Annotated in this window: 15 protein-coding genes and 1 pseudogene; 13 read left to right on the plus strand and 3 right to left on the minus strand. The window is 55.5% G+C overall.

Features of this window, described 5'->3' with window-relative positions; all coding sequences use genetic code 11:
- Positions 1-94 precede the first annotated feature (94 nt).
- The 8 genes from KGA85_RS02900 (at position 95) to KGA85_RS02935 (ending at position 10125) form a co-directional block, all read left to right on the plus strand.
- Positions 95-1006, plus strand: coding sequence for a LysR family transcriptional regulator (locus KGA85_RS02900; RefSeq protein ID WP_223456349.1), 912 nt, complete (start codon positions 95-97; stop codon positions 1004-1006).
- Between the two features lie 531 nt (positions 1007-1537).
- Positions 1538-2290 carry a histidine utilization repressor gene (hutC, locus tag KGA85_RS02905; protein WP_046038586.1) on the plus strand — a complete coding sequence of 251 codons (753 nt, stop codon included), beginning with the start codon at positions 1538-1540 and terminating at the stop codon, positions 2288-2290.
- A 391-nt stretch (positions 2291-2681) separates the two neighbouring features.
- Positions 2682-4361, plus strand: a complete 1680-nt coding sequence (gene hutU, locus KGA85_RS02910) for a urocanate hydratase (protein WP_223532136.1) — start codon at positions 2682-2684, stop codon at positions 4359-4361.
- 112 nt (positions 4362-4473) lie between these two features.
- Positions 4474-5553: a CaiB/BaiF CoA transferase family protein gene (locus tag KGA85_RS02915; protein ID WP_411741606.1), complete on the plus strand. Its 1080-nt coding sequence runs from the start codon at positions 4474-4476 to the stop codon at positions 5551-5553.
- Positions 5543-6685 carry an acyl-CoA dehydrogenase family protein gene (locus tag KGA85_RS02920; RefSeq protein ID WP_150724758.1) on the plus strand — a complete coding sequence of 381 codons (1143 nt, stop codon included), beginning with the start codon at positions 5543-5545 and terminating at the stop codon, positions 6683-6685. The genes KGA85_RS02915 and KGA85_RS02920 overlap by 11 nt, the downstream gene beginning before the upstream one ends.
- 95 nt (positions 6686-6780) lie before the next feature.
- A complete protein-coding gene (locus KGA85_RS02925; protein ID WP_046043091.1) occupies positions 6781-8208 on the plus strand; it encodes a purine-cytosine permease family protein in 1428 nt (475 codons plus the stop codon).
- Between the two features lie 73 nt (positions 8209-8281).
- Positions 8282-8896: a TetR/AcrR family transcriptional regulator gene (locus KGA85_RS02930; protein ID WP_223456352.1), complete on the plus strand. Its 615-nt coding sequence runs from the start codon at positions 8282-8284 to the stop codon at positions 8894-8896.
- Positions 8897-8901: 5 nt separating this feature from the next.
- Positions 8902-10125 (plus strand): DUF3422 domain-containing protein, encoded by a 1224-nt coding sequence (locus tag KGA85_RS02935; protein ID WP_223456353.1) that lies wholly within the window; start codon positions 8902-8904, stop codon positions 10123-10125.
- Positions 10126-10974: 849 nt separating this feature from the next.
- Here the strand turns inward: KGA85_RS02935 and KGA85_RS02940 are convergent.
- Complete coding sequence (locus tag KGA85_RS02940; protein WP_223456354.1) at positions 10975-12498, minus strand: D-arabinono-1,4-lactone oxidase; 1524 nt, start codon at positions 12496-12498, stop codon at positions 10975-10977.
- 93 nt (positions 12499-12591) lie between these two features.
- The gene (locus tag KGA85_RS02945) at positions 12592-12921 is read right to left on the minus strand and encodes a hypothetical protein (RefSeq protein ID WP_223456355.1); all 330 of its coding nucleotides are present in this window, start codon (positions 12919-12921) and stop codon (positions 12592-12594) included.
- Positions 12922-13831: 910 nt separating this feature from the next.
- On the opposite strand from KGA85_RS02945, the gene KGA85_RS02950 reads away from it, so the two are divergent.
- Positions 13832-14494: a hypothetical protein gene (locus KGA85_RS02950; protein WP_223456356.1), complete on the plus strand. Its 663-nt coding sequence runs from the start codon at positions 13832-13834 to the stop codon at positions 14492-14494.
- A gap of 558 nt (positions 14495-15052) precedes the next feature.
- Here the strand turns inward: KGA85_RS02950 and KGA85_RS02955 are convergent.
- Positions 15053-15817: a tetratricopeptide repeat protein gene (locus KGA85_RS02955; protein ID WP_223455566.1), complete on the minus strand. Its 765-nt coding sequence runs from the start codon at positions 15815-15817 to the stop codon at positions 15053-15055.
- 120 nt (positions 15818-15937) lie between these two features.
- Here KGA85_RS02955 and KGA85_RS02960 point away from each other — a divergent pair.
- The 4 genes and pseudogenes from KGA85_RS02960 to KGA85_RS02975 form a co-directional block, all read left to right on the plus strand.
- Positions 15938-16104 (plus strand): annotated as a pseudogene (locus KGA85_RS02960) (integrase); the annotation flags it as partial.
- A 151-nt stretch (positions 16105-16255) separates the two neighbouring features.
- Complete coding sequence (locus tag KGA85_RS02965) at positions 16256-16927, plus strand: DUF4157 domain-containing protein (RefSeq protein WP_223455565.1); 672 nt, start codon at positions 16256-16258, stop codon at positions 16925-16927.
- A 352-nt stretch (positions 16928-17279) separates the two neighbouring features.
- Positions 17280-18716 (plus strand): NAD(P)-binding protein, encoded by a 1437-nt coding sequence (locus tag KGA85_RS02970; RefSeq protein WP_223455564.1) that lies wholly within the window; start codon positions 17280-17282, stop codon positions 18714-18716.
- A gap of 164 nt (positions 18717-18880) precedes the next feature.
- Entirely contained in the window at positions 18881-19366 is a 486-nt protein-coding gene (locus KGA85_RS02975; RefSeq protein WP_223455570.1) for a DUF6130 family protein, read from the plus strand.
- The last annotated feature ends 78 nt before the right edge of the window (positions 19367-19444 follow it).

Consider the following 19444-nt stretch of genomic DNA (forward strand, 5'->3'; position numbering starts at 1 on the left):
GTGGGCTCTGCTGGATTCAGATTGCAACGGCACCAAAAACAAGTCACGCTCATAATTTTACGCAATTTTGTGAATTATTTTCAGGTCGCCTGCCATGAGACTGACGCTGGATCACCTTGTGATGTTGAAAACCCTGTCGGAAGTCGATTCGATTACGGCGGTGGCCGAGCGTCTATGGCTGACCCCTTCAGCCGTCAGTCACCGCCTGCGCGAAGCGGAGCGGCGGCTGGGTGTGAGCCTGACGGAAAGATCAGGAGGAAAGCTCAGACTCAGCCCTGCCGGTGTGCGCCTGGAACGGGCCGCCAAAGACATCATCGCCACACTCAATGAAGCCGAGTCCGAAGCCCGATCCATGGCCGGCGGCGTCACCGCTTTTGTACGCATGGGCGTCACCTCCTACGGTCCGTTTCGCTGGATTCCAAAATTCATCAAGCACTACTCCAGCCTTCGGCCAGACATTGAAATCACTCTGGTGACCGTGCCCCGCGATGATGTTTACGCGAGCCTGATGCAAGGCAGACTGGATGTATCCATTATCGATGACGGCATGGTGCCTAGTGGCGTAGCAAAACTGCCGCTGTTTCGGGACGACCTGATTGCGATCATGGCGACCGATCATCCTCTGGCAGGCAGGAAAAATATCTACGCGGAGGACTTCAAGACTTACAACCTGGTGACGTATTCAACCGATCGCGCCAGTGGCTGGGAATATGACCGGTTTTTCGCCCCTGCCAGCATCTTGCCGCGTCGAATGATCACGGTGGAGTTGATCGAAGCCATCGTTGAACTGGTTCGGTCAGGATACGGAATCAGCATATTGCAACGGGACCTGGTGACCCCCAGCCTTGAGCGTGGGGAGCTGGCGTGGGCCGCCCTGAATGACGGCCTCGACATCGCCTGGAACGCCATTGTTCGCCCCTCGGAACGAGAGGACAGTGAGGTCAACAAAATGGTTACAGAGCTTGATACCTGGATTAAAAATGCAGGAAAACCTGAACACAGCTAATCCCTGGTTAGCGCGTGAAAATGGTTTCTTTGGGTCGATTACAGTCTTTTGCGAGAGGCAGAAAGTGGCCGATTCTGTTGAAAACAGTCGGTCTGCCCAAACTGCCTGATCATTGACTAGTGAAAACGCCTTTTTTGCACGCAGCTACGTGAAATCCGAGTCCGGAAGCCTCTGCCAAAAGTAAAGATTTCAATCTCGGACGCGTACTTTTCTGATGCGCAAACCATGGCCGACTTTTTCAACAGAATCGGCCAGAAGCGGCCCCTCACGTTCAACTGAACCCATGTTACGACCGGGCTAACAGCGCTTGCTCAGAGCCGCGTACATCTTGAGTTAATTGCCCATCACCCCGCCTCAACCTGGTTGGACTTCCGGGCTTCCAGTATTGGCGGCAGGCCGCTCTCAAGTGGTTGTTCAGAACAGCGCCCCCTTACCCCGTCGATGCATTGCATGCATAGGCGTATCCTTGGCTGCAGAGTAAACTTCGCTCCAGGCCTATCGGAGCAATTCATTTTTATATTGGGAATTATTGTGTCCAAACCTATTGAGGATAATGCATCCCTCGAGCCCTTTTCGCTCGAAAGCCCCTCCCCGCTTTATGCACGGGTCAAGCAAATCATCATGCAGAAGATTCGCTCCGGTGCGTGGCTGCCCAATTCCAAACTGCCCTCTGAAAGTGAACTGCTGAATTTGCTCGGCGTGAGTCGCATGACCATCAACCGGGCGCTGCGAGAACTGACCATTGAGGGTTCGCTGGTGCGCATGCAGGGTGTAGGCACTTTTGTAGCCGAACCAAAAGGCCATGCGGCGCTCTTCGAGATCCACAACATTGCGGAAGAGATTGCGGCCCGAGGTCATGAGCATCGCTGTGAAGTGGTCGTGCTTGAAGAGATGCCTGAACGGGCGCGAGCTTCGATGCCCTTTCCCCTCGAGGGGGTCAAGCGCTTGTTCCATTCGGTTGTCGTGCATCACGAAAATGATGTGCCGGTGCAGATCGAAGAGCGCTTTGTCAATGCCGAGGTCGCACCCGCCTATCTGCAGCAGGACTTTACCAAGGTCACGCCTTACGCCTATCTGATTCAACTGGCCCCGCTGACCGAAGGCGAGCACGTGGTCGAGTCGATTCACGCCAAATCTGCCGAGTGCAAGCTTCTGCAAATCAATCGCTATGAACCGTGCCTGCTGATTCGCCGTCGTACATGGGCGGCAATGGGTCAAGTGGGTTGCGCACGCCTGGTTTACCCAGGTTCGCGCTATCGCCTCGAAGGCAAGTTCGGCAACTGACTCACAGGTCGAGCGGCCCCCGCCTGCCGCTCGATAGACATCTCCCCCTAGCCATCCCTCTGAAGCTGTTACCCGTGCCGACCCAATTGGCAGAATGGTGACACTCCTCAAGCCGATCGCGAAAAAGTGTTACATAACGCACAACTATCGTGACCACCAATCGAAAAATTGCAACAACATTTTCGTCCATCCCGCTCCGCTCAGAAATTTCGTATAAATCTTAACTATTTGATTTAAAACTATTTTATTTACTTTCTAATTTTCATTCGGCTTTCATCAGGCGCATTTGGCCCTTCACTTGCATTCACTTGTACATACAGGTTGGTATAAGCGTATACAGACATTGTAAGCGTGACTACCACCCCGTTCACCACTGAATGAGGAGATAACCATGACCACCAAGACCACTCGCCTGCGTGATGTCGAAATCCGCTCTGCCCGCGGTAACAAGCTGACCGCCAAAAGCTGGCTGACCGAAGCGCCGCTGCGCATGCTGATGAACAACCTCGACCCGGAAGTCGCCGAGAACCCTAAGGAACTGGTGGTTTACGGTGGCATCGGTCGTGCGGCACGTAACTGGGAATGCTACGACAAGATCGTCGAAAGCCTGACCAACCTGAACGACGACGAGACCCTGCTGGTGCAATCCGGCAAGCCGGTCGGCGTGTTCAAGACCCACAGCAACGCCCCGCGCGTACTGATTGCCAACTCCAACCTGGTACCGCACTGGGCGAGCTGGGAGCACTTCAACGAACTCGACGCCAAAGGCCTGGCCATGTACGGCCAGATGACCGCCGGCAGCTGGATCTACATCGGCAGCCAGGGCATCGTTCAGGGCACCTACGAAGCCTTCGTCGAAGCCGGTCGCCAGCACTACAACGATGACCTGAAAGGCAAGTGGGTACTGACCGCAGGCCTGGGCGGCATGGGCGGCGCTCAGCCACTGGCTGCAACCCTGGCCGGCGCGTGCTCGCTGAACATCGAATGCCAGCAGAGCCGCATCGACTTCCGCCTGAACAGCCGCTACGTCGATGAACAAGCCACCGACCTCGACGACGCGCTGGCCCGCATCGACAAATACACCAAAGAAGGCAAGGCGATTTCCATTGCCCTGCTGGGTAACGCCGCTGAAATCCTCCCGGAGCTGGTCCGTCGCGGCGTGCGCCCGGACATGGTCACCGACCAGACCAGCGCCCACGACCCGCTCAACGGCTACCTGCCAGCCGGCTGGACCTGGGAGCAGTACCGCGACCGCGCCGTCACCGATCCGGCAATGGTGGTCAAAGCCGCCAAGCAATCGATGGCCGTGCACGTTAAAGCGATGTTGGACTTCCAGAAAATGGGCGTGCCGACTTTCGACTACGGCAACAACATCCGTCAGATGGCCCAGGAAGAAGGCGTGGAAAACGCATTCGATTTCCCAGGCTTCGTACCGGCCTACATCCGTCCGCTGTTCTGCCGTGGCATCGGCCCGTTCCGCTGGGCTGCACTGTCGGGCAACGCTGAAGACATCTACAAGACCGACGCCAAGGTCAAGGAGCTGATCCCGGACGACGCCCACCTGCACAACTGGCTGGACATGGCCCGCGAACGCATCAGCTTCCAGGGTCTGCCGGCCCGTATCTGCTGGGTTGGCCTGGGCCTGCGCGCCAAGCTCGGTCTGGCGTTCAACGAAATGGTGCGCAGCGGCGAATTGTCCGCGCCCATCGTGATCGGTCGCGACCACCTGGACTCCGGTTCGGTGGCCAGCCCTAACCGCGAAACCGAATCGATGCAGGACGGTTCCGACGCCGTCTCCGACTGGCCACTGCTCAACGCTCTGCTCAACACCGCGAGCGGCGCGACCTGGGTTTCCCTGCACCACGGTGGTGGCGTCGGCATGGGCTTCTCCCAGCACTCGGGCATGGTGATTGTCTGCGACGGCACTGACGAAGCGGCCGAGCGTATCGCTCGCGTGCTGCACAACGACCCGGCCACCGGTGTCATGCGTCACGCCGATGCGGGTTACCAGATCGCGATCGACTGCGCCAAGGAACAAGGCCTCAACCTACCGATGATCGGCAACGTCTAAGCCCCGGAATCGAGGAGCCTGCACCATGAGCAGCAGTCCGTTTACCCAACAACTCCAAGGCATTCGCGTGCTTGATCTGAGCCGCGTTTTGGCCGGTCCGCATTGCACGGCCATGCTCGCCGACCTGGGCGCCGACGTCATTAAATTCGAAGTCCCTGACCACGGCGATGACAGCCGTCACCTGGGCCCCTTCAAGGATGGCGAGAGTGTCTATTTCGGCCTGATCAATCGCGGAAAGCGCAGTGTCGAAATGGACTTCAAGTCCACTGCTGATCGTGCCCGGCTATATGAGCTGGTCCGTGACGCAGACGTCGTCGTGGAAAACTTTCGTCCCGGCGTGACACGTCGCCTGGGTATCGACTTCGACACCCTCAAGCAATACAACCCCAAGCTGATCTACGCGAGCATTTCCGGTTTCGGCCAGCATGGTCCGCTGTCGGCTAACCCGGCCTATGACATCGTCGCCCAGGCAATGTCGGGGCTAATGAGCGTCACAGGTTTTGCAGAGACAGGCCCTACACGCAGTGGCGAAGCCATCGGTGATCTTTGCGCCGGTGTTTATGCGGCCTGGGCCATCAGCTCCGCGCTATTCGCTCGCGAACGGCATGCACCCGGCGCCCAGTACATCGACGTCGCCATGTTCGATGTGTTGTTCAGCCTGCAAATGACCGGCCTGTCGAATCTCCTCGCCAATGGTGTTGCGCCTGGGCTGGTGGGCAACCGCCATCCGGTTTCGACCCCCTTTGATACTTACCGCGCCGCCGACGGTCAAGTGGTCATCGCCGTGGCGAGCAACAAGCTCTTCCAACGGTTATGCGAATGCCTGGGCAAGCCAGCACTTGGCAGCGACCCACGCTTTGCCGATGACCCGCAACGCACACTCAACGAGCCGGCGCTACGCGCCGAAATCGAAGTCTGGACGCAGCAAATGAGCGTTGAGCAGGTCTGCGACATCCTGCTCGAGGCGGGCGTGCCGTCCTCCCCGGTGTGGAACCTCGCCCAGGCCGCCAGCAGCGAACAGGCCCAAGTACGACAGTTGCTGATTCACCCCGAAGGCTCCGCGCAACCGCTGGTACCGCAACCTGTTTTCTTCAATGGCCGCAAACCCCACGCAGTCACTCACGCCCCACGCCTCGGCGCCGACAACCATGCTTTCGGACTGAACAAACAGGAGCTTTCCCATGAACTTTGAATTAGATCAGGTCGAATTGGCCGTTGTCGAAACCGCTGAAAAACTGGCTCGCGAGGTGATCCAGCCGCGCGCCCAGCATTACGACGAAACCGAGACATTCTGTGCCGAAAGCCTGCAGGCGTTGGCCGAGCTGGGTGGCATGGGTATCAATTTGCCCGAAGAGTACGGCGGACTGGGCATTGGCAGCCTGGCCATGAGCCGCGTCGTTGAAGCCGTGGCTGGCGCCTGCGCCTCCACTGCATCGGCGTTGACTGCGCATTTTCTGGCAACCGATTCGATCCTGATCGGCGGTACCGAAGAGCAGAAGCACGAGTGGCTACCTCGCGCAGCGAGCGGTGAATTACTCGGCGCCTTCGCACTGACGGAGCCGGCAGCAGGCTCCAACCCGGCCGACATGCGCTGCCGTGCGCAGCGTGAAGATGGCGGTTGGCGGGTGCGCGGCAGTAAGCACTACATCACCAATGCCCGCGAAGCAGGCTTCATTGTGCTCTATGCCAAGACCGACGCCGAAGCCGGCCACAAGGGCATCAGTGCCTTCATGATTCCCCAGGGAACGGTAGGGATCAGCTTCTCCAGTCCGGAAAAAACCATGGGACTGCGTGGCAGCACGATCTATGAGCTGGCCCTGGACTGCTGGTTGCCCGAATCGGCATTGCTGGGCATCGAAGGTGCCGGCTTCAACACGGCAATGGCGGTGCTGGACCGGGGTCGCGTTGAAGTGGCGGCCATGTCCTTGGGGATCGCCAATGCCGCCTTGCAAGCGAGCTTGAACTGGGTCCGCGAACGGCAGATCGGCCCCAAGCCGCTTGCCGCCTACCAAGGCACACAGTGGCGTCTCGCCGACATGTATGCACAGCTGGAAGGTGCCCGCATGCTGACCTGGAAAGCCGCCGCCCGCCGCGACAGCGGTGAGCGCTTCAGCCTGGACTCGGCCACCGCCAAACTGGTCGCCGCCGAATGCGCCGGTTTCATCACCGATGCAGCGCTCCAGCTCCATGGCGGTTATGGCTACATCCGCGACCTTCCACTGGAACGCTACGTACGCGACGCACGGATCCTGCGCATTTTCGAAGGCACGTCCGAAGTGCAGAAAATCATCATTTCGCGAAGCTTGCTCGACGCCCAGCGCTGATCGAGCGAAAAACCGGGCCTGTTTAACAGGCCCTCCCCTGAGTCACTCCCCCACGAGAAGGCTGTCGTACAGTACGACGCCCGAGAGGAACTGCCATGTCCGCCACCAAAGAAAGTGCGCAGCGCAAGACGTATATAGAACGGCGATCCATCGATTACATACCTGAGTCCGAGCGCCATGGCCGGCTGCTCAGTCAGTTCACCCTGTGGTTCGGCGCCAACCTTCAAGTCACTGCGATCGTCACTGGTGCACTGGCTGTCGTATTGGGCGGCGATGTGTTCTGGTCGCTGATTGGCTTGTTGATCGGGCAACTGTTGGGCGGCGCAATCATGGCGCTGCACGCCGCTCAGGGCCCCCAGTTGGGCCTGCCGCAGATGATCTCCAGTCGCGTGCAATTCGGCGTCTACGGCGCCGTTATCCCTATCGTCCTGGTCTGCCTGATGTACGTGGGCTTTTCTGCCAGCGGCTCGGTGCTTGCGGGCCAGGCCATCAGTCAACTGGTCAATGTCAGTGACGCCGCTGGCATCCTGATTTTCGCGGTGATGATCGTTGTGCTCACAGTGCTGGGCTATCGGACTATCCATTTGATCGGACGCCTGTCGAGCCTGATTGGCGTGGTGTCTTTCTTCTACTTGTTCTACCGCTTGCTGTCAGCTCATGACATCAGCGAGCTGCTTGGAAATCGACACTTTTCACTGGCCAGTTTTCTCTTGGCAATATCACTCTCGGCTTCCTGGCAGATCGCATTCGGCCCCTATGTCGCTGACTATTCGCGCTACCTGCCGAGAAAGACTTCAGCCTGGAAAACCTTTTTGGCTGTGGGCCTGGGCTCAGTGATCGGCACTCAAATTTCCATGGTCTTCGGTGTATTCGTCGCCGCCTTGGCGGGTGATCAGTTTGCCGGCCACGAGGTGTCCTACATCGTCGGCATGGGGGCCAGCGGCGTCGTCGCGTCACTGCTGTTTTTCAGTATCGTGTTCGGGAAGGTGACCATTACCACGCTCAACGCCTACGGTAGTTTCATGTCTCTGGCTACCATCATCAGCGGTTTCAGAGGCAACCAGGAAATTTCCAAAACCGTGCGGTTGATCTACATCCTGGTCATGGTCGGATTCGCCACGGCGCTGGCGCTGTTGGGGAGGCATTCGTTCCTTCATGACTTCTCAGCGTTCATCCTGTTCCTGCTGGCCTTTTTCACGCCCTGGAGCGCCATCAACCTAGTTGACTTTTATCTGGTGACCAAGGAGCGCTATGACATCCCCGCCCTCTCCAATCCGGATGGTCGATACGGACGCTGGAATGTCACCGGCATAGCAGTCTACGCCCTCGGCGTAGTGATTCAGATGCCCTTCATTGCCACCAGTTTCTACACCGGCCCCTTGGTTGAAACCTTGGGTGGGACGGACATTTCGTGGTTGATCGGCCTAACCGTACCAGCCCTCATTTACTACTGGGTGGCGCGTAACTCGACGCAACGGATTCCCGCGCAGCTGATTCTTCCGGAAGAAGCCAATCCAGCCTGATTACACACTCACGGCAGGGCGGTCCAGCAGGACCGCCACTGCACTTCTCTCAACGCAGAGCGCCTGACCTCCTATGCTTGCCGCAAACACACCGAAGCACCCCGCCCCGAGTGCCCGCGACCGCCTGCTCGATGTTGCACTGGAACTCTTTGCAACGCGCGGCTACCAGGCCATCGGCCTGCGTGACCTGGCTGGCCAGTTGGGGCTGCATGCCGGCTCGCTGTACAACCATATCGAGAACAAACAAAGCCTGTTGTTCGAACTGATCGAAGGCGCAGTCTCCGACCTGTTGGCCGGTACCAAGCGCCGCATGCGGGGAGCCCGGACGCACCGCGACCGTCTCCAGCGCTTTGTGCACGCATTTGTGGTGTTCAACCTGACCGAGAAACATCGGCTAATGCTGGTGACACGGGAGTTCGTCAACCTCAGCGATGATCAACAACAGGAGATCAATCAGCTGAAGAGCAGCTACGCCACCCTGCTGAAGGCCATCGTTTCCGCCGAGTGTGGCGAAACTGGCTGCATCAGTGACCGCACAGGCCTGATCACAGAGGCCGTCATCGGCATGCTTTACGGACAGTCCCTCTGGCAAATCATTGACGTCCCGGAACAAAAACTCACGGATGCCCTGACTCACTTTGCCCTGGGCATCATTGCCTGTAGCAGAGACTCAGCGCTCAAGGCATAAGCACTATGCACCCGTTACGACATACGCTTCATGACGAACTGCACGCCCGCCCTTCCCTGTACTTCAGCGAGCCGGCTTATGTTTTTCACCTGGCCGTCTTGGGCAGCGACAATGAGCGACAGGCACTGCTCAACAGCCTCTACGACGAACCAGTCAGTGGTGAAATCCCCCAAGGCATCACCAGGCTTGACGAGCATTGGCTGAAATGGGAGCGACATGCGGAGTTCTTTACCCTTACTTACGTCGTCACCGCGAACACGGATCGCCCGCACTGGACTTCCTTGCCTGAGGCCCTGGCAGCAAAGATCAGCCCTTACACCCAGCTGCTGATCAACCGCGTGCAAATTGTGGTGCGCAACCATGACTCATGGGAGGGGGATCACGCGGCGTACGGATTCAAGGACCCGTGCGGCTCGTCCATCGGGGGTGGCGATGCGGCGGTATGGAGCGACTTCCGGCTGAGCGAATGCGGTGAAAACAGATTTTTGTTCATCAACACTCACCTCAACGCCTACCGCCAAGGTCGAATGATTCGCCGGCTACTTGAGATTGAAACCTATCGCATGATGGCCTCGCTTGCGCTTCCAACAGCGAAGCAATTGAGCTCGCAACTCGATGCCTTCGATAGAACCCTGGTCGACCTGTCGGAGCGAAACGCTGCGCCCGACTCCAGCAATGCAAAAAAACTGCTTTCAGAAATTGCAGCGTTGTCGGCCAAAGTCGTCAGTCTCTCAGCCAGGCACCGGCATCGCTTCAGTGCCACACAAGCTTACGCGCAGCTCGTATTCGATCGACTGGCAGAATTGCGGGAGAATCGCGCAGGTGACTACCAGCGCCTGGGAATCTTCATTGAGCGACGCTTCAAACCGACGGTAAGGTACTGCGCCGTGACGGAACAACGACTCGATGTGCTGGCCAAGAGCGTGGCCAATCTAGGTGACCTTTTGCAGGCGCGCGTACAGGTAGAGATGGAAGAACAGAACGCCGAAATCCTGAAAAGCCTGAACGCCCGGGCCGATGCTCAGATCAAGATTCAGCGGGCGGTTGAAGGCCTTTCCATTATTGCCATCACGTATTACGTGCTGAGCTTGTTGAAATTGCTGTATTCGGGCGTCCATCTGCTGGGAGTCGACTTGTCACCAAGGTCCGCCGTGATTGTAATTGCGCCCGTCGCAGCTCTCATACTTTCACACATACTGATGCGGATTAGAGCCGTAAAACATCACTAAATCGTACTGAAAACTGCAGTATCAAGAGGTGGGCGACCCCACCTTACTGTTGATCTGACGATCTTTACGTTGAGTCAGCCCAGGCCGAAATCAGCTGACCGCAACCGACTGCTTTCGGTTGAATCCACAGTCGAAATCAGCCCTCCCGGACAGGCAGCGATCGGCCAATAGGAGCCATTCGTGACCGGAAGCAATCGGCCATTTTCTGCCACTCGCCAAGGGCAGTAATCGGCCCAGAGTGTGTAAAAACACGCAGACATCGTTTGGAAATCTGCGCTGCTACGTAATATCTGCCCGCGCTTGGCTAATCACTCCCCCTGTTGCGCGGGGTGGGCGATTCCACGGGCAAGACGCACGGTATAGTCCGTAGCGGCGGTCTCTAGCTCTTATGTCGCAGTAAGTGAGCGGACGCCTCAAAACCCGGGGGAACCATCCCTCAGTGGGCCAATGAGTAAAACTGTTCAGTTGCAGAAAAATTTTTCCCGGGGCCAAACATCTGGTCCTTGGTGATCATGTACATGAGCTCAATGCCACCCAGCAAAATGCTCGCGCAGCTAAAGCATTTAAGCCCGAGTAAAACGCCGCTAATTCCGGACTAATCAACGACTCACCGTATTCAATTCGATAGCCGTGCAGTCTACTGGATGCTTACTGCGACAGAACCACGGCGAGATCTGTCGGAAAACAGTTGTTTTCCGACAGACGTGTCCTCAACGCAAATGGCAACTGTAAGTCCTTAAAACGTCCACGAAAAACCGTGTCGGATAGCTGCAACAACTCGGAAATGCAACCCATCACGTTTCCAGGGGGCCGGCGTACATCCTCTACTCAATGCAGGTCCCTTTGCGGCTACGAAAACAGGCCCTGCTGCGACAAGAACGGATTCAGGAACATGCCGTGAGGATCGAGCTGGCGGCGCAAACTATTAAATTTCTGCAGATTCTGATCCGGGTAGAGTGATTTCACGTCTATATGCGGCGTGATGTATTGCCAATTCTTGGCCCAATGTGGCCGCCCGTTCCGGGCGCCGATCCAGTCCGCCATGACAGAGTTGATCATGGCGAGATGGGGAGCCATCGCCGCGGACCGCTTACCAGCATCGGGCTCGGATTTGGGATATGCACTAATGATTTCCATCCAGCAGACCCGGTCTTCCGTGGCACTTGAAAAAGCGGGAGACAACAGAGATTGACTCGTCTTCGTAAAGCGGGCGTGGAGACAGGTTGTGAGCGGAAAATCGCCTTGGAACTTGTAGGCATAGTTGAGTGCTGCGTACCAGGCCCGGACGATATTATCAACGTCCCATGCTCCCGGTCCCGTTTGAGGAATGGGAATGGCGACTTCGAGGTCGAGGACTGGAAAGGCCTGGTCTACATAAAACATTACGCGTGGGGCCGGGGCAACGAAGCCACCTTTGGCCTCGATAGCCTTTGCCCTATCGTGGATCGTGTTCCAAGTCAAAGACAGGATCGGCGTCCAGAATAGGGGATGGGTCGCCGTCCACTCCATGACCTGGGTCGCCATTTTATCGGCCCAGCCATCCGGCCTGAGCGGAATATCGCGTGACTCGTCTTGGGTCCGGTTAAATTTCTTGATCCAGATTTGCCCATTGTTGTAGCCGCTGCCCGGGAACCAGAACAGCTCGACATAGTCGTTCTCGGTCAACAGCTTGTGCAGACTATGCGGCCTTATCTCGCCCCCGGTGCCGTTCGGGTTCGGACCCATCACGCTTTCGGTAGCAGTGACGATTTCTTCGTCATGGAGATTGTAGAGCGGCTCGACCCGCAGCGTCAGCTTGGTGATGATCCCCAGTGTGCCGAGATTGACGCGAACGGCCGGCATATCGTCGGGAGTGGTTTCCTCAGAAAAAACGTGCAACTGGCCATCGGCAGCGACAATTTCGACCGCGTAGACAAGGTCGGACACCGTCTGCTGATTCCAGCCAGTGCCATGGCAGCCTGCCACCACGAAGCCAGTTGCGTTAATCGAGGCCAGAGCCCCCGTCGATGATAAATACATCTGCGGTAGCGACGGGTCCGGGGCAGTCAGGGCATCGCGGACTTCAGACCAGAGCGCCGAGGGCAGAAAGCTGACAAGATCGACCCCGTTGTTCTGCCATCGCCAAGCCTTTCGCGGGCCATCGGTATAAGCCGACATTTCGACGAGGGTCTCGCCATTGTTGACGATAAGGGGGCTGAAAGAATGACCGGTACCAATGGTACGTATAGTGGTACCAGCGCAACGTTTCACTAGATTCTGAACATCAGACAAGCTGGTGGGATAGGCGATTTCATCCGGTACGCTCGTCACGTTTCCCGCCCAGTTGGTCCAACGATTTTCATTGCCTTCGTCGTTATCGTTCTGATCGCTCACGATACATCTCCCTCTTCTATTGCCGAGCTTTATCGTTTCTTTCCGGTACAGCCCGGGCAGGAGCCGCAGCAATATGTCCGGGCGCCGGGACCATTATTCCACTGAGATCAACCCGAGAGTATTGCTCAATGTAGTGCCGGTAATTGTATAGTTGGCAACTACAGTGCTTCCCTTCTTGTAGATGAAGGATTGCCTTGCCTCATTGTCGTAGCCCCACACGACAAAAACATAGAGTGAAACAATACTTCCATCCGGAATATCGAACGCACCCGGATCAACTTCCTTGGTCTGACCAAGAAGAATGTCACCCGCATTGCCAGAAAGATGCTTTTCGCCGCCGTCATCAAGATATGTGACTTCGCCTCTTGCAACAAAACCGCCGCCATTATGCAGTGAAAACTTGCCAATCTCTTTTATAGCCATGAGTATTTATTCCTTAGATGATAACTGTCATCCGAGACGTCTAAACACGGACTGTGGTTGAACAAAGCACTCCAATGTTAATGCGAGCCTGTTTTTTATAGCAGCATTGCGGGATAACGCAAATTTTTACAAATGCTGGCGCAATCCGCAATTGGTGCGCAACTTGCTTAGCACAAAATCGCATCGAGTTCTATCACCCCGCTACCGATTAATGCTTTTTTCTTTCTACCTATCAATCAATTCGCGATAACGCCGCTTCTTTGTTAGCCCGAGGTAGCGTCAAATTGCACTTTTGACCAAACACCCAACGATTCAAGTGCCACAAATGAATATTCGAATATAAGGATGCCTTGAGAACCGATTAGGCTAACTTCTTTAACATCTGCCCGCCTTTGAGCCGACACACTCCATGTCGGATCAGTAAAGAAATACTGGCCGTCATTGACAAACAAGACAGGTCCGTCGGTTGACGAATAGACTCCGATAAACCCACCGGGAAACTTGACATAAAAAGCATTATTTCGTGGCTTATTGTATTCGCGAAGCCCCCCTCGCCCAAAAATCAACATGCCTTTACCCATCAAATTTTAAATTGCGAAGTACTTCCTTAACGAAAACACTCGACATCTCTTGCTCCTTATCTTCCTGGTTCGCAACGATTTTCGCGTAATTGTACCCACAAACCTAAGCGCCTCCCTTGCGGCAGCTCCAGTGCGAACTGTTGTTTTTTTACAAGCCGTACTCTCTTCAGGGGTGATTACTTTATTTTTTTTCGCGCATGATCCAATGTAATTTTAAGTCTGCTACTAGAATCTCGGCCCATATGAAAAACTAGTTCACAGGTGAATGAAATTTACTACCGAAAATCATTAGGCGGCGGCGACACTACTTCTGCGCGCGGTAAAAACCTATGGTCGCGTCCGTCAGCCACGACAAGGTGGCCTACCTTTATGACAGTTTCAGCCGATTGCCGATGGGTACAGAAGAGCTTGCCCAGTACGACGAGGTGTTTTCGTTTGACCGGAAAAATGCTCAAAGCCATGGCCTGCAAAAGCTGTACAACTATATTTATGCCGACTATGACGCCGAAAGTCAGCCCCGCGAATACTCGGCTTTTGTAGTCATGTCCGGTAAAGACCGAGTCCCGCTTCTAGTGCGCCTGGCCCATGAGGTTGATCGTCTCAACATCTCCGATTACAAGTTTTTGGTTCAGTGCAAGAGCATCCTTGACTCGCATCCAGGCATAACCTATTTTAAAGAGCGGATGTCTTTGGAGTCCGTGGAGGAGTTGGTCAAAAAATCCAGGATTGTCATAGATATTTCTAAGGCCGGCCAGACGGGTTTGAGTTTTCGTTTTTTCGAAGCGATGGCGTTTCGCAAAAAAATCATCACAACGAACAGCAGCGTTACCGAATATGACTTTTATAACCCGTGCAATATTCTGGTCGTCGACGAGGCTTGCCCGGTAATTCCCGAGACATTCATCAACGCACCGTATGTGGATATTCCCGCTGAGGTCTATCAGAAATACACGTTGCAGGGTTGGGTTCAGACGGTCTTCTGCTTGCCGTAATTCCCTTCAAGATCGGCGCCGGCTTATTTACCGGCTCGATGTATTAGAAAAAGTGTTGTCACCCCTTTTCAATGACGCTAAGGCTCTGGCCCAAAAAAATGCGCAGGCTTTAAAAAGGGCAGGAGCGCAAATTTTGGCCATGGAAACTCATATCAGGGATCTGACGCCTCGGACTGTATTATCGGGCGAATTGACGATGCTCAGGATGCGGCCGAACAATTGTAAGCGCTTCAAGAACCCCACCTATTCAAAAATAGGCAGTGCGCTCAGCGAGGCTGATGAAAGCGAGCAGTTACAAGGCATCAGGGCTTCGTAGTTTTCAACCGAGATTACCTATGGCAGGCGTTCAAGTGTGTAGCGCAGCCACACAAAAGGGTTCTTGCCCGTTAGCTTTGACCGTCGTTTCTACGTCCATTGGTGGCGAACGCTGCTCGCCATTTCGCCCACGGCAACAGAATGACTTTCGGACTGCGTTTTTGGCACGCTGAACGACTGCAATGGGTCGGGGGCTGCCGGTCACGACCGGCAAAAATCGGCCAGAAGTGGACACTCAGAAACTCAACCGCGCACCAGGTAGGCCCCTGAGGGAACCCGATATCGCAGCTTCTTGCATTTGCCGGGTGCAGGCTGATGCCCCGGCGGACGATCAGGAAACCAAATTCGGCATTTGCCCGGAGGCGGCATATGGCCGCGGGGAATCTCAACCTCAGCGTACGCCCGCTCTGGCTCGACATTAGCCATTTGCACTTCCCCTTCGGGCTGAGGTCTGCTAGCCGTCGATAAATCCGGCGCCCGATCTGTCTCTGTGTTAGCGAAGTTGCCAGCGTCGCGCCCAGTGTCCGGAGTGGATTGCTCAACAACCGCCATTTCCGCTTCGCGGCGCCTTTGGGTCTCCTCTTCCAGCCCCTTCTGTACTGCGACCAGGTCCTCTTTGGCATTGGGTGGGGTACCCGAAGATTGGGCCTGCTGCGCCGCCTGGATCAATTGGAAGTTGCGGTTGCGCAACTCGACGTTGCGACCAACCCGCATGTTCGAGCGCGCCGCCAAGGTTTCAGCCTGCTGGTACTGCCCCTGCTGAAGACGCAACACACCGAGGTAATGCAGCGTCGCGGGATTGTTCGGCTGGATATGCAGGGCACGCTCCAGCGTGGCAGCGGCTTGGTCCAACTGGCCATTCTCATACTGCCGCGAGGCGGTTTCGATCAGGGTGGTTGATGCGCTGTTACTTTGCGAGGGAACTCTTCGCTCAGCAGCAACCGAACAAAGCGACGCGACGGCGCAGAACGCCAAGATGAGACCCGACAGAAAACTCTTGGTTGGCATCAGGGGACGGACTCGGCTGATCAAGGACGGCACTGCCGTAAAACAGGCCACAGCGCTGCTCGGCATCTCCGATATAAGGCCGCAATTGACCTGGCCAGTACCCTGAAGTTCCCGCTTGGGGTGACGACCATTGGCCTTGACCCAATCTTGTACGGCACTCACACGCTACGACGAACCTAAGCGCTGTCCAACTCCTGCTTGGTCATACGAAACTTGAAAGCACCGTCAGGCACCTGGAAATCGAGGTCGATGATGCTCTTGAAATGGCGGAACAGACGGAAGTCTGACTTCCACTGCGACGGTAGTGGTTAGACCGTCGCTTCCCGGCTAGGCGCGGCCTTTCAGGCAATGTTGGAGATGGCCTGAAGAAGTTGTGGAACTCAGGGAGTCGAACGGTAGTCGCAGCGGTCCAACACCTGGCAGGACAACGGGCGCGAGATGCCCAAAGTATCGTCTGCCGACCACCATTGCCTTTGGGAGAACCAATTGTTAACTGTCTTTTTACGTCAAATTTTCCGGTTAGCGATACCGCTCTTTTCCGTTGGCACTTCGTCCGCTGTTTTCGCCTGCCCGGAAGGACAGTACCAAGTCTGCATGGTCGCTTGTTTTTGTGCTCCAGGCTCCAAAGAGGAAACTGGGGAGATTTTCGAAAACATGAACCAAATGGCGGCCTCTGGATTGCAGAATTGGATTGTGCAATCGCGCAACACCGCGGCAACTGACGATATTCGGACAATCCCGCTGAATATTCGAGCCCAACTCGAACCCTACTATGACATCCAGGTGCTCGATTCGGCTCGCTACAAGGTAGGCGATGATGCAGAGCTGAACGCCGCACACACCATGCTGCAGAATCCCGATGTAAGTGCGGTCACCCTTATAGACATCATCGTCTTTCGCAGTCCCGATGATGCACTTAACAATGTCGCGCTATGGGCGCATGAATTGAAGCACGTGCAGCAGTACTTGCAATGGGGCGTTCACGAGTTTGCCACTCGCTATACCCGTGATTACACAACCGTTGAGGCGCCTGCCTACGAAATTCAAACCCAGGTAGCCAGAGCGCTAAGAGTCAGCGTGGCCCAGCCAGAGCCTCCTCGAAATCCTTGAGTTCAACGGGTTAAACCTGGTCGGCTAATGACGGATGAGATACTTGAAACGACCCGTTATAGACTTTTTTAACGTCCGCAAAGGGTTGCTTGCAGGCCTTCGCGAAAGGCAGCCAGCGCCCGATAAACGTCGTGAACACCTGCCGTGGGCTTGCGTCGCTGACGTATGCAGCGCCCTACAACTCCCCGCCAACGCAAGCGAGAAGCGCGTCGCAGGATGAGTGTCATGGGATTTAGAGAGTCGTTAAATCTGTTGGCAATTTAGGTAAGGAACAACTGTTCTTTTACGACAAGCAAAATGAACTAGCCTGATTCGATGGAGGCGAGTATTCACCCGTCATTAGGGCATACCTATGAACACAACCACCATAGCGACGGATTATCTGGTTGTCGGCGCGGGGGCAACAGCTATGGCCTTCGTCGATACATTGCTCGATGAGTCGGATGCGAGTGTGTTGATGGTGGATCGACATGCTCAACCTGGTGGACATTGGAACGATGCCTACTCGTTTGTCCGCTTGCACCAGCCGTCTGCCTTTTATGGAGTTAACTCCTGCGAGCTGGGCTCCGGCCAAAAAGACGAATCCGAATGGGGCGGTGGCTTATATGAATTGGCCTCAGGCGCCGAGATTGTCAGTTACTTCGATCAGCTTATGCATCATCGATTCTTGCCGTCAGGTCGGGTGCAATATTTTCCGATGCACAACTACGAAGGTGATCGCAGCAATAATCATTGCATCACATCCTTGGTCACCGGCGAAAGTAACCTTGTCCAGGTGCGCAGGAAGCTAGTGGACGCGACTATTGCACAGACAGCCGTTCCTTCGACCCATCCACCGCATTACCGGATAGAACCCGGAATACGGTGCGTACCGCTGAACGACTTGCCAAAGATCAGACAGCCTTACTTGCGTTACGTGGTGGTGGGAGGAGGAAAGACCGGCATCGATGCCTGTCTGTGGCTGCTGCAGAATGGCGTGGCACCAGGCAGGATTCAATGGATCGTTCCAAACGACCCCTGGCTGCTGGATCGCGCCAACCTTCAACCCGGCCAGGAGAATGTTGTACGAACAATCGGTAGCCTCGCTAACCAGTTCGAAGCAATAGGTGCTGCAGATTCGATCCCGGACCTATTCTTCAGACTCGAACGTGTCGGCGAACTGGTGCGCATCGATCAAGCCGTCGAACCCACCGCCTTCCGTGCTGCGACCATTTCACAGGGTGAATTGCGTGCACTACGGCGCATAAGCAATGTAGTGCGCTTGGGGCGGGTTTGCGCGATTGAAGCCAACCGTATATCCCTCGAAAGGGGCTGCATCGCTGGAGATCCCGACGCCCTTTACGTCGACTGCAGCGCTAGCGCTGTCCCAATTATTCCTGATGGAATCGTGAAAGCATTTGATGGCAATCGCATCAATTTGATGACAGTAAGCAGTTATCAGATCTTATTCAGTGCCGCAGTAATCGCATACGTGGAAAGTCACTTCGACGATCAGATGCAGATGAATGAACTATGCGGGATTGTCCCACTACCACGCTCACCGGTGGACTGGGTCAGAATGTGGGCCGCTTATCTTGGCAATCAACGGCAATGGAAGAACCACGCGGGGTTGTCCAACTGGCTTACGCAGTGCCATCTGCACCTTTTGCCGATAGTGATGAGAAGCCTGCAGGAGGGGGATCCTGAAAAGCTGGCAGTGTTGAACCGATTTACTGAAGCTAGAAAGAAAGCCTTGGAAAATATCCCCAGGCTCTTGCGGGCCGTAGAAGGTTCAGCGCAATCGTCCTGAGCGAATGAGTTGGGTCGGTTGTTGTCTGCTCCCGCAGACAGAAACCGGCCAAAAGCTGTCAGTCAGCGTCGATGAAATACGTGGGTGATTCCAATTTCAAATAAACACTGGGAAATACTCGGATCGATCTAGGCTTGAATGAAACCACGCGGGAGAAAAACACCATGTCCCTCGCTCCCGGAAATCTATTGGCCCTGGCTTTGGGTGTCTTCTTTTGCACAGCCGTGTGCGGACAAGGGGTAGCAGACACCGATTCCCCACCGGCAATACTTCCATTGGAATCCGAGACTGCGCCAAAACTCATTGTCTACCCGCCGCTTGCCGAGCCACTCGCCCGCGGTGTTGTCATTATCCAGTATCGAGCAGAACACGCCAGGATCATGCCGGTATTTGGCAAGGCGGCTGTTGATGTATCACCACGTCTCGGTCACCTCCACGTGACCGTCGACGACTGGAAAGGTACATGGGCGCACACCAGCGAAGACCCGATTATCCTGGTTGGACTGACGCCCGGCACTCACAAGGTTCTTCTTGAAGTGGCCGACCCGACTCACAAAATCCTCACCAGTACGACAGTGAGTTTTATAGTTCCGGAGAAGAAACCAACGGACGCTCCCCACATTGACGATGATCACGCAGTAAAACCATAACTGCTGGGTGTTCATAGCTAACTGCGGTGGTGTGAGTAGCCCCTGATTTCGAAAACACATCTGACTGACTACTCAGCC

Origin of the sequence: Pseudomonas sp. GL-B-12, assembly GCF_019955895.1 — a bacterium.
In the GTDB taxonomy this organism is placed as follows: Bacteria; Pseudomonadota; Gammaproteobacteria; order Pseudomonadales; family Pseudomonadaceae; genus Aquipseudomonas.

Coding starts and splice junctions, on each gene's coding strand:
- KGA85_RS02900 (WP_223456349.1), top strand. CDS start 95: ATGAGACTGACGCTGGATCACCTTGTGATGTTGAAAACCCTGTCGGAA.
- hutU (WP_223532136.1), top strand. CDS start 2,682: ATGACCACCAAGACCACTCGCCTGCGTGATGTCGAAATCCGCTCTGCC.
- KGA85_RS02915 (WP_411741606.1), top strand. CDS start 4,474: ATGCTCGCCGACCTGGGCGCCGACGTCATTAAATTCGAAGTCCCTGAC.
- KGA85_RS02920 (WP_150724758.1), top strand. CDS start 5,543: ATGAACTTTGAATTAGATCAGGTCGAATTGGCCGTTGTCGAAACCGCT.
- KGA85_RS02925 (WP_046043091.1), top strand. CDS start 6,781: ATGTCCGCCACCAAAGAAAGTGCGCAGCGCAAGACGTATATAGAACGG.
- KGA85_RS02930 (WP_223456352.1), top strand. CDS start 8,282: ATGCTTGCCGCAAACACACCGAAGCACCCCGCCCCGAGTGCCCGCGAC.
- KGA85_RS02935 (WP_223456353.1), top strand. CDS start 8,902: ATGCACCCGTTACGACATACGCTTCATGACGAACTGCACGCCCGCCCT.
- KGA85_RS02945 (WP_223456355.1), bottom strand. CDS start 12,921: ATGGCTATAAAAGAGATTGGCAAGTTTTCACTGCATAATGGCGGCGGT.
- KGA85_RS02950 (WP_223456356.1), top strand. CDS start 13,832: ATGGTCGCGTCCGTCAGCCACGACAAGGTGGCCTACCTTTATGACAGT.
- KGA85_RS02955 (WP_223455566.1), bottom strand. CDS start 15,817: ATGCCAACCAAGAGTTTTCTGTCGGGTCTCATCTTGGCGTTCTGCGCC.
- KGA85_RS02965 (WP_223455565.1), top strand. CDS start 16,256: ATGCCCAAAGTATCGTCTGCCGACCACCATTGCCTTTGGGAGAACCAA.
- KGA85_RS02970 (WP_223455564.1), top strand. CDS start 17,280: ATGAACACAACCACCATAGCGACGGATTATCTGGTTGTCGGCGCGGGG.
- KGA85_RS02975 (WP_223455570.1), top strand. CDS start 18,881: ATGTCCCTCGCTCCCGGAAATCTATTGGCCCTGGCTTTGGGTGTCTTC.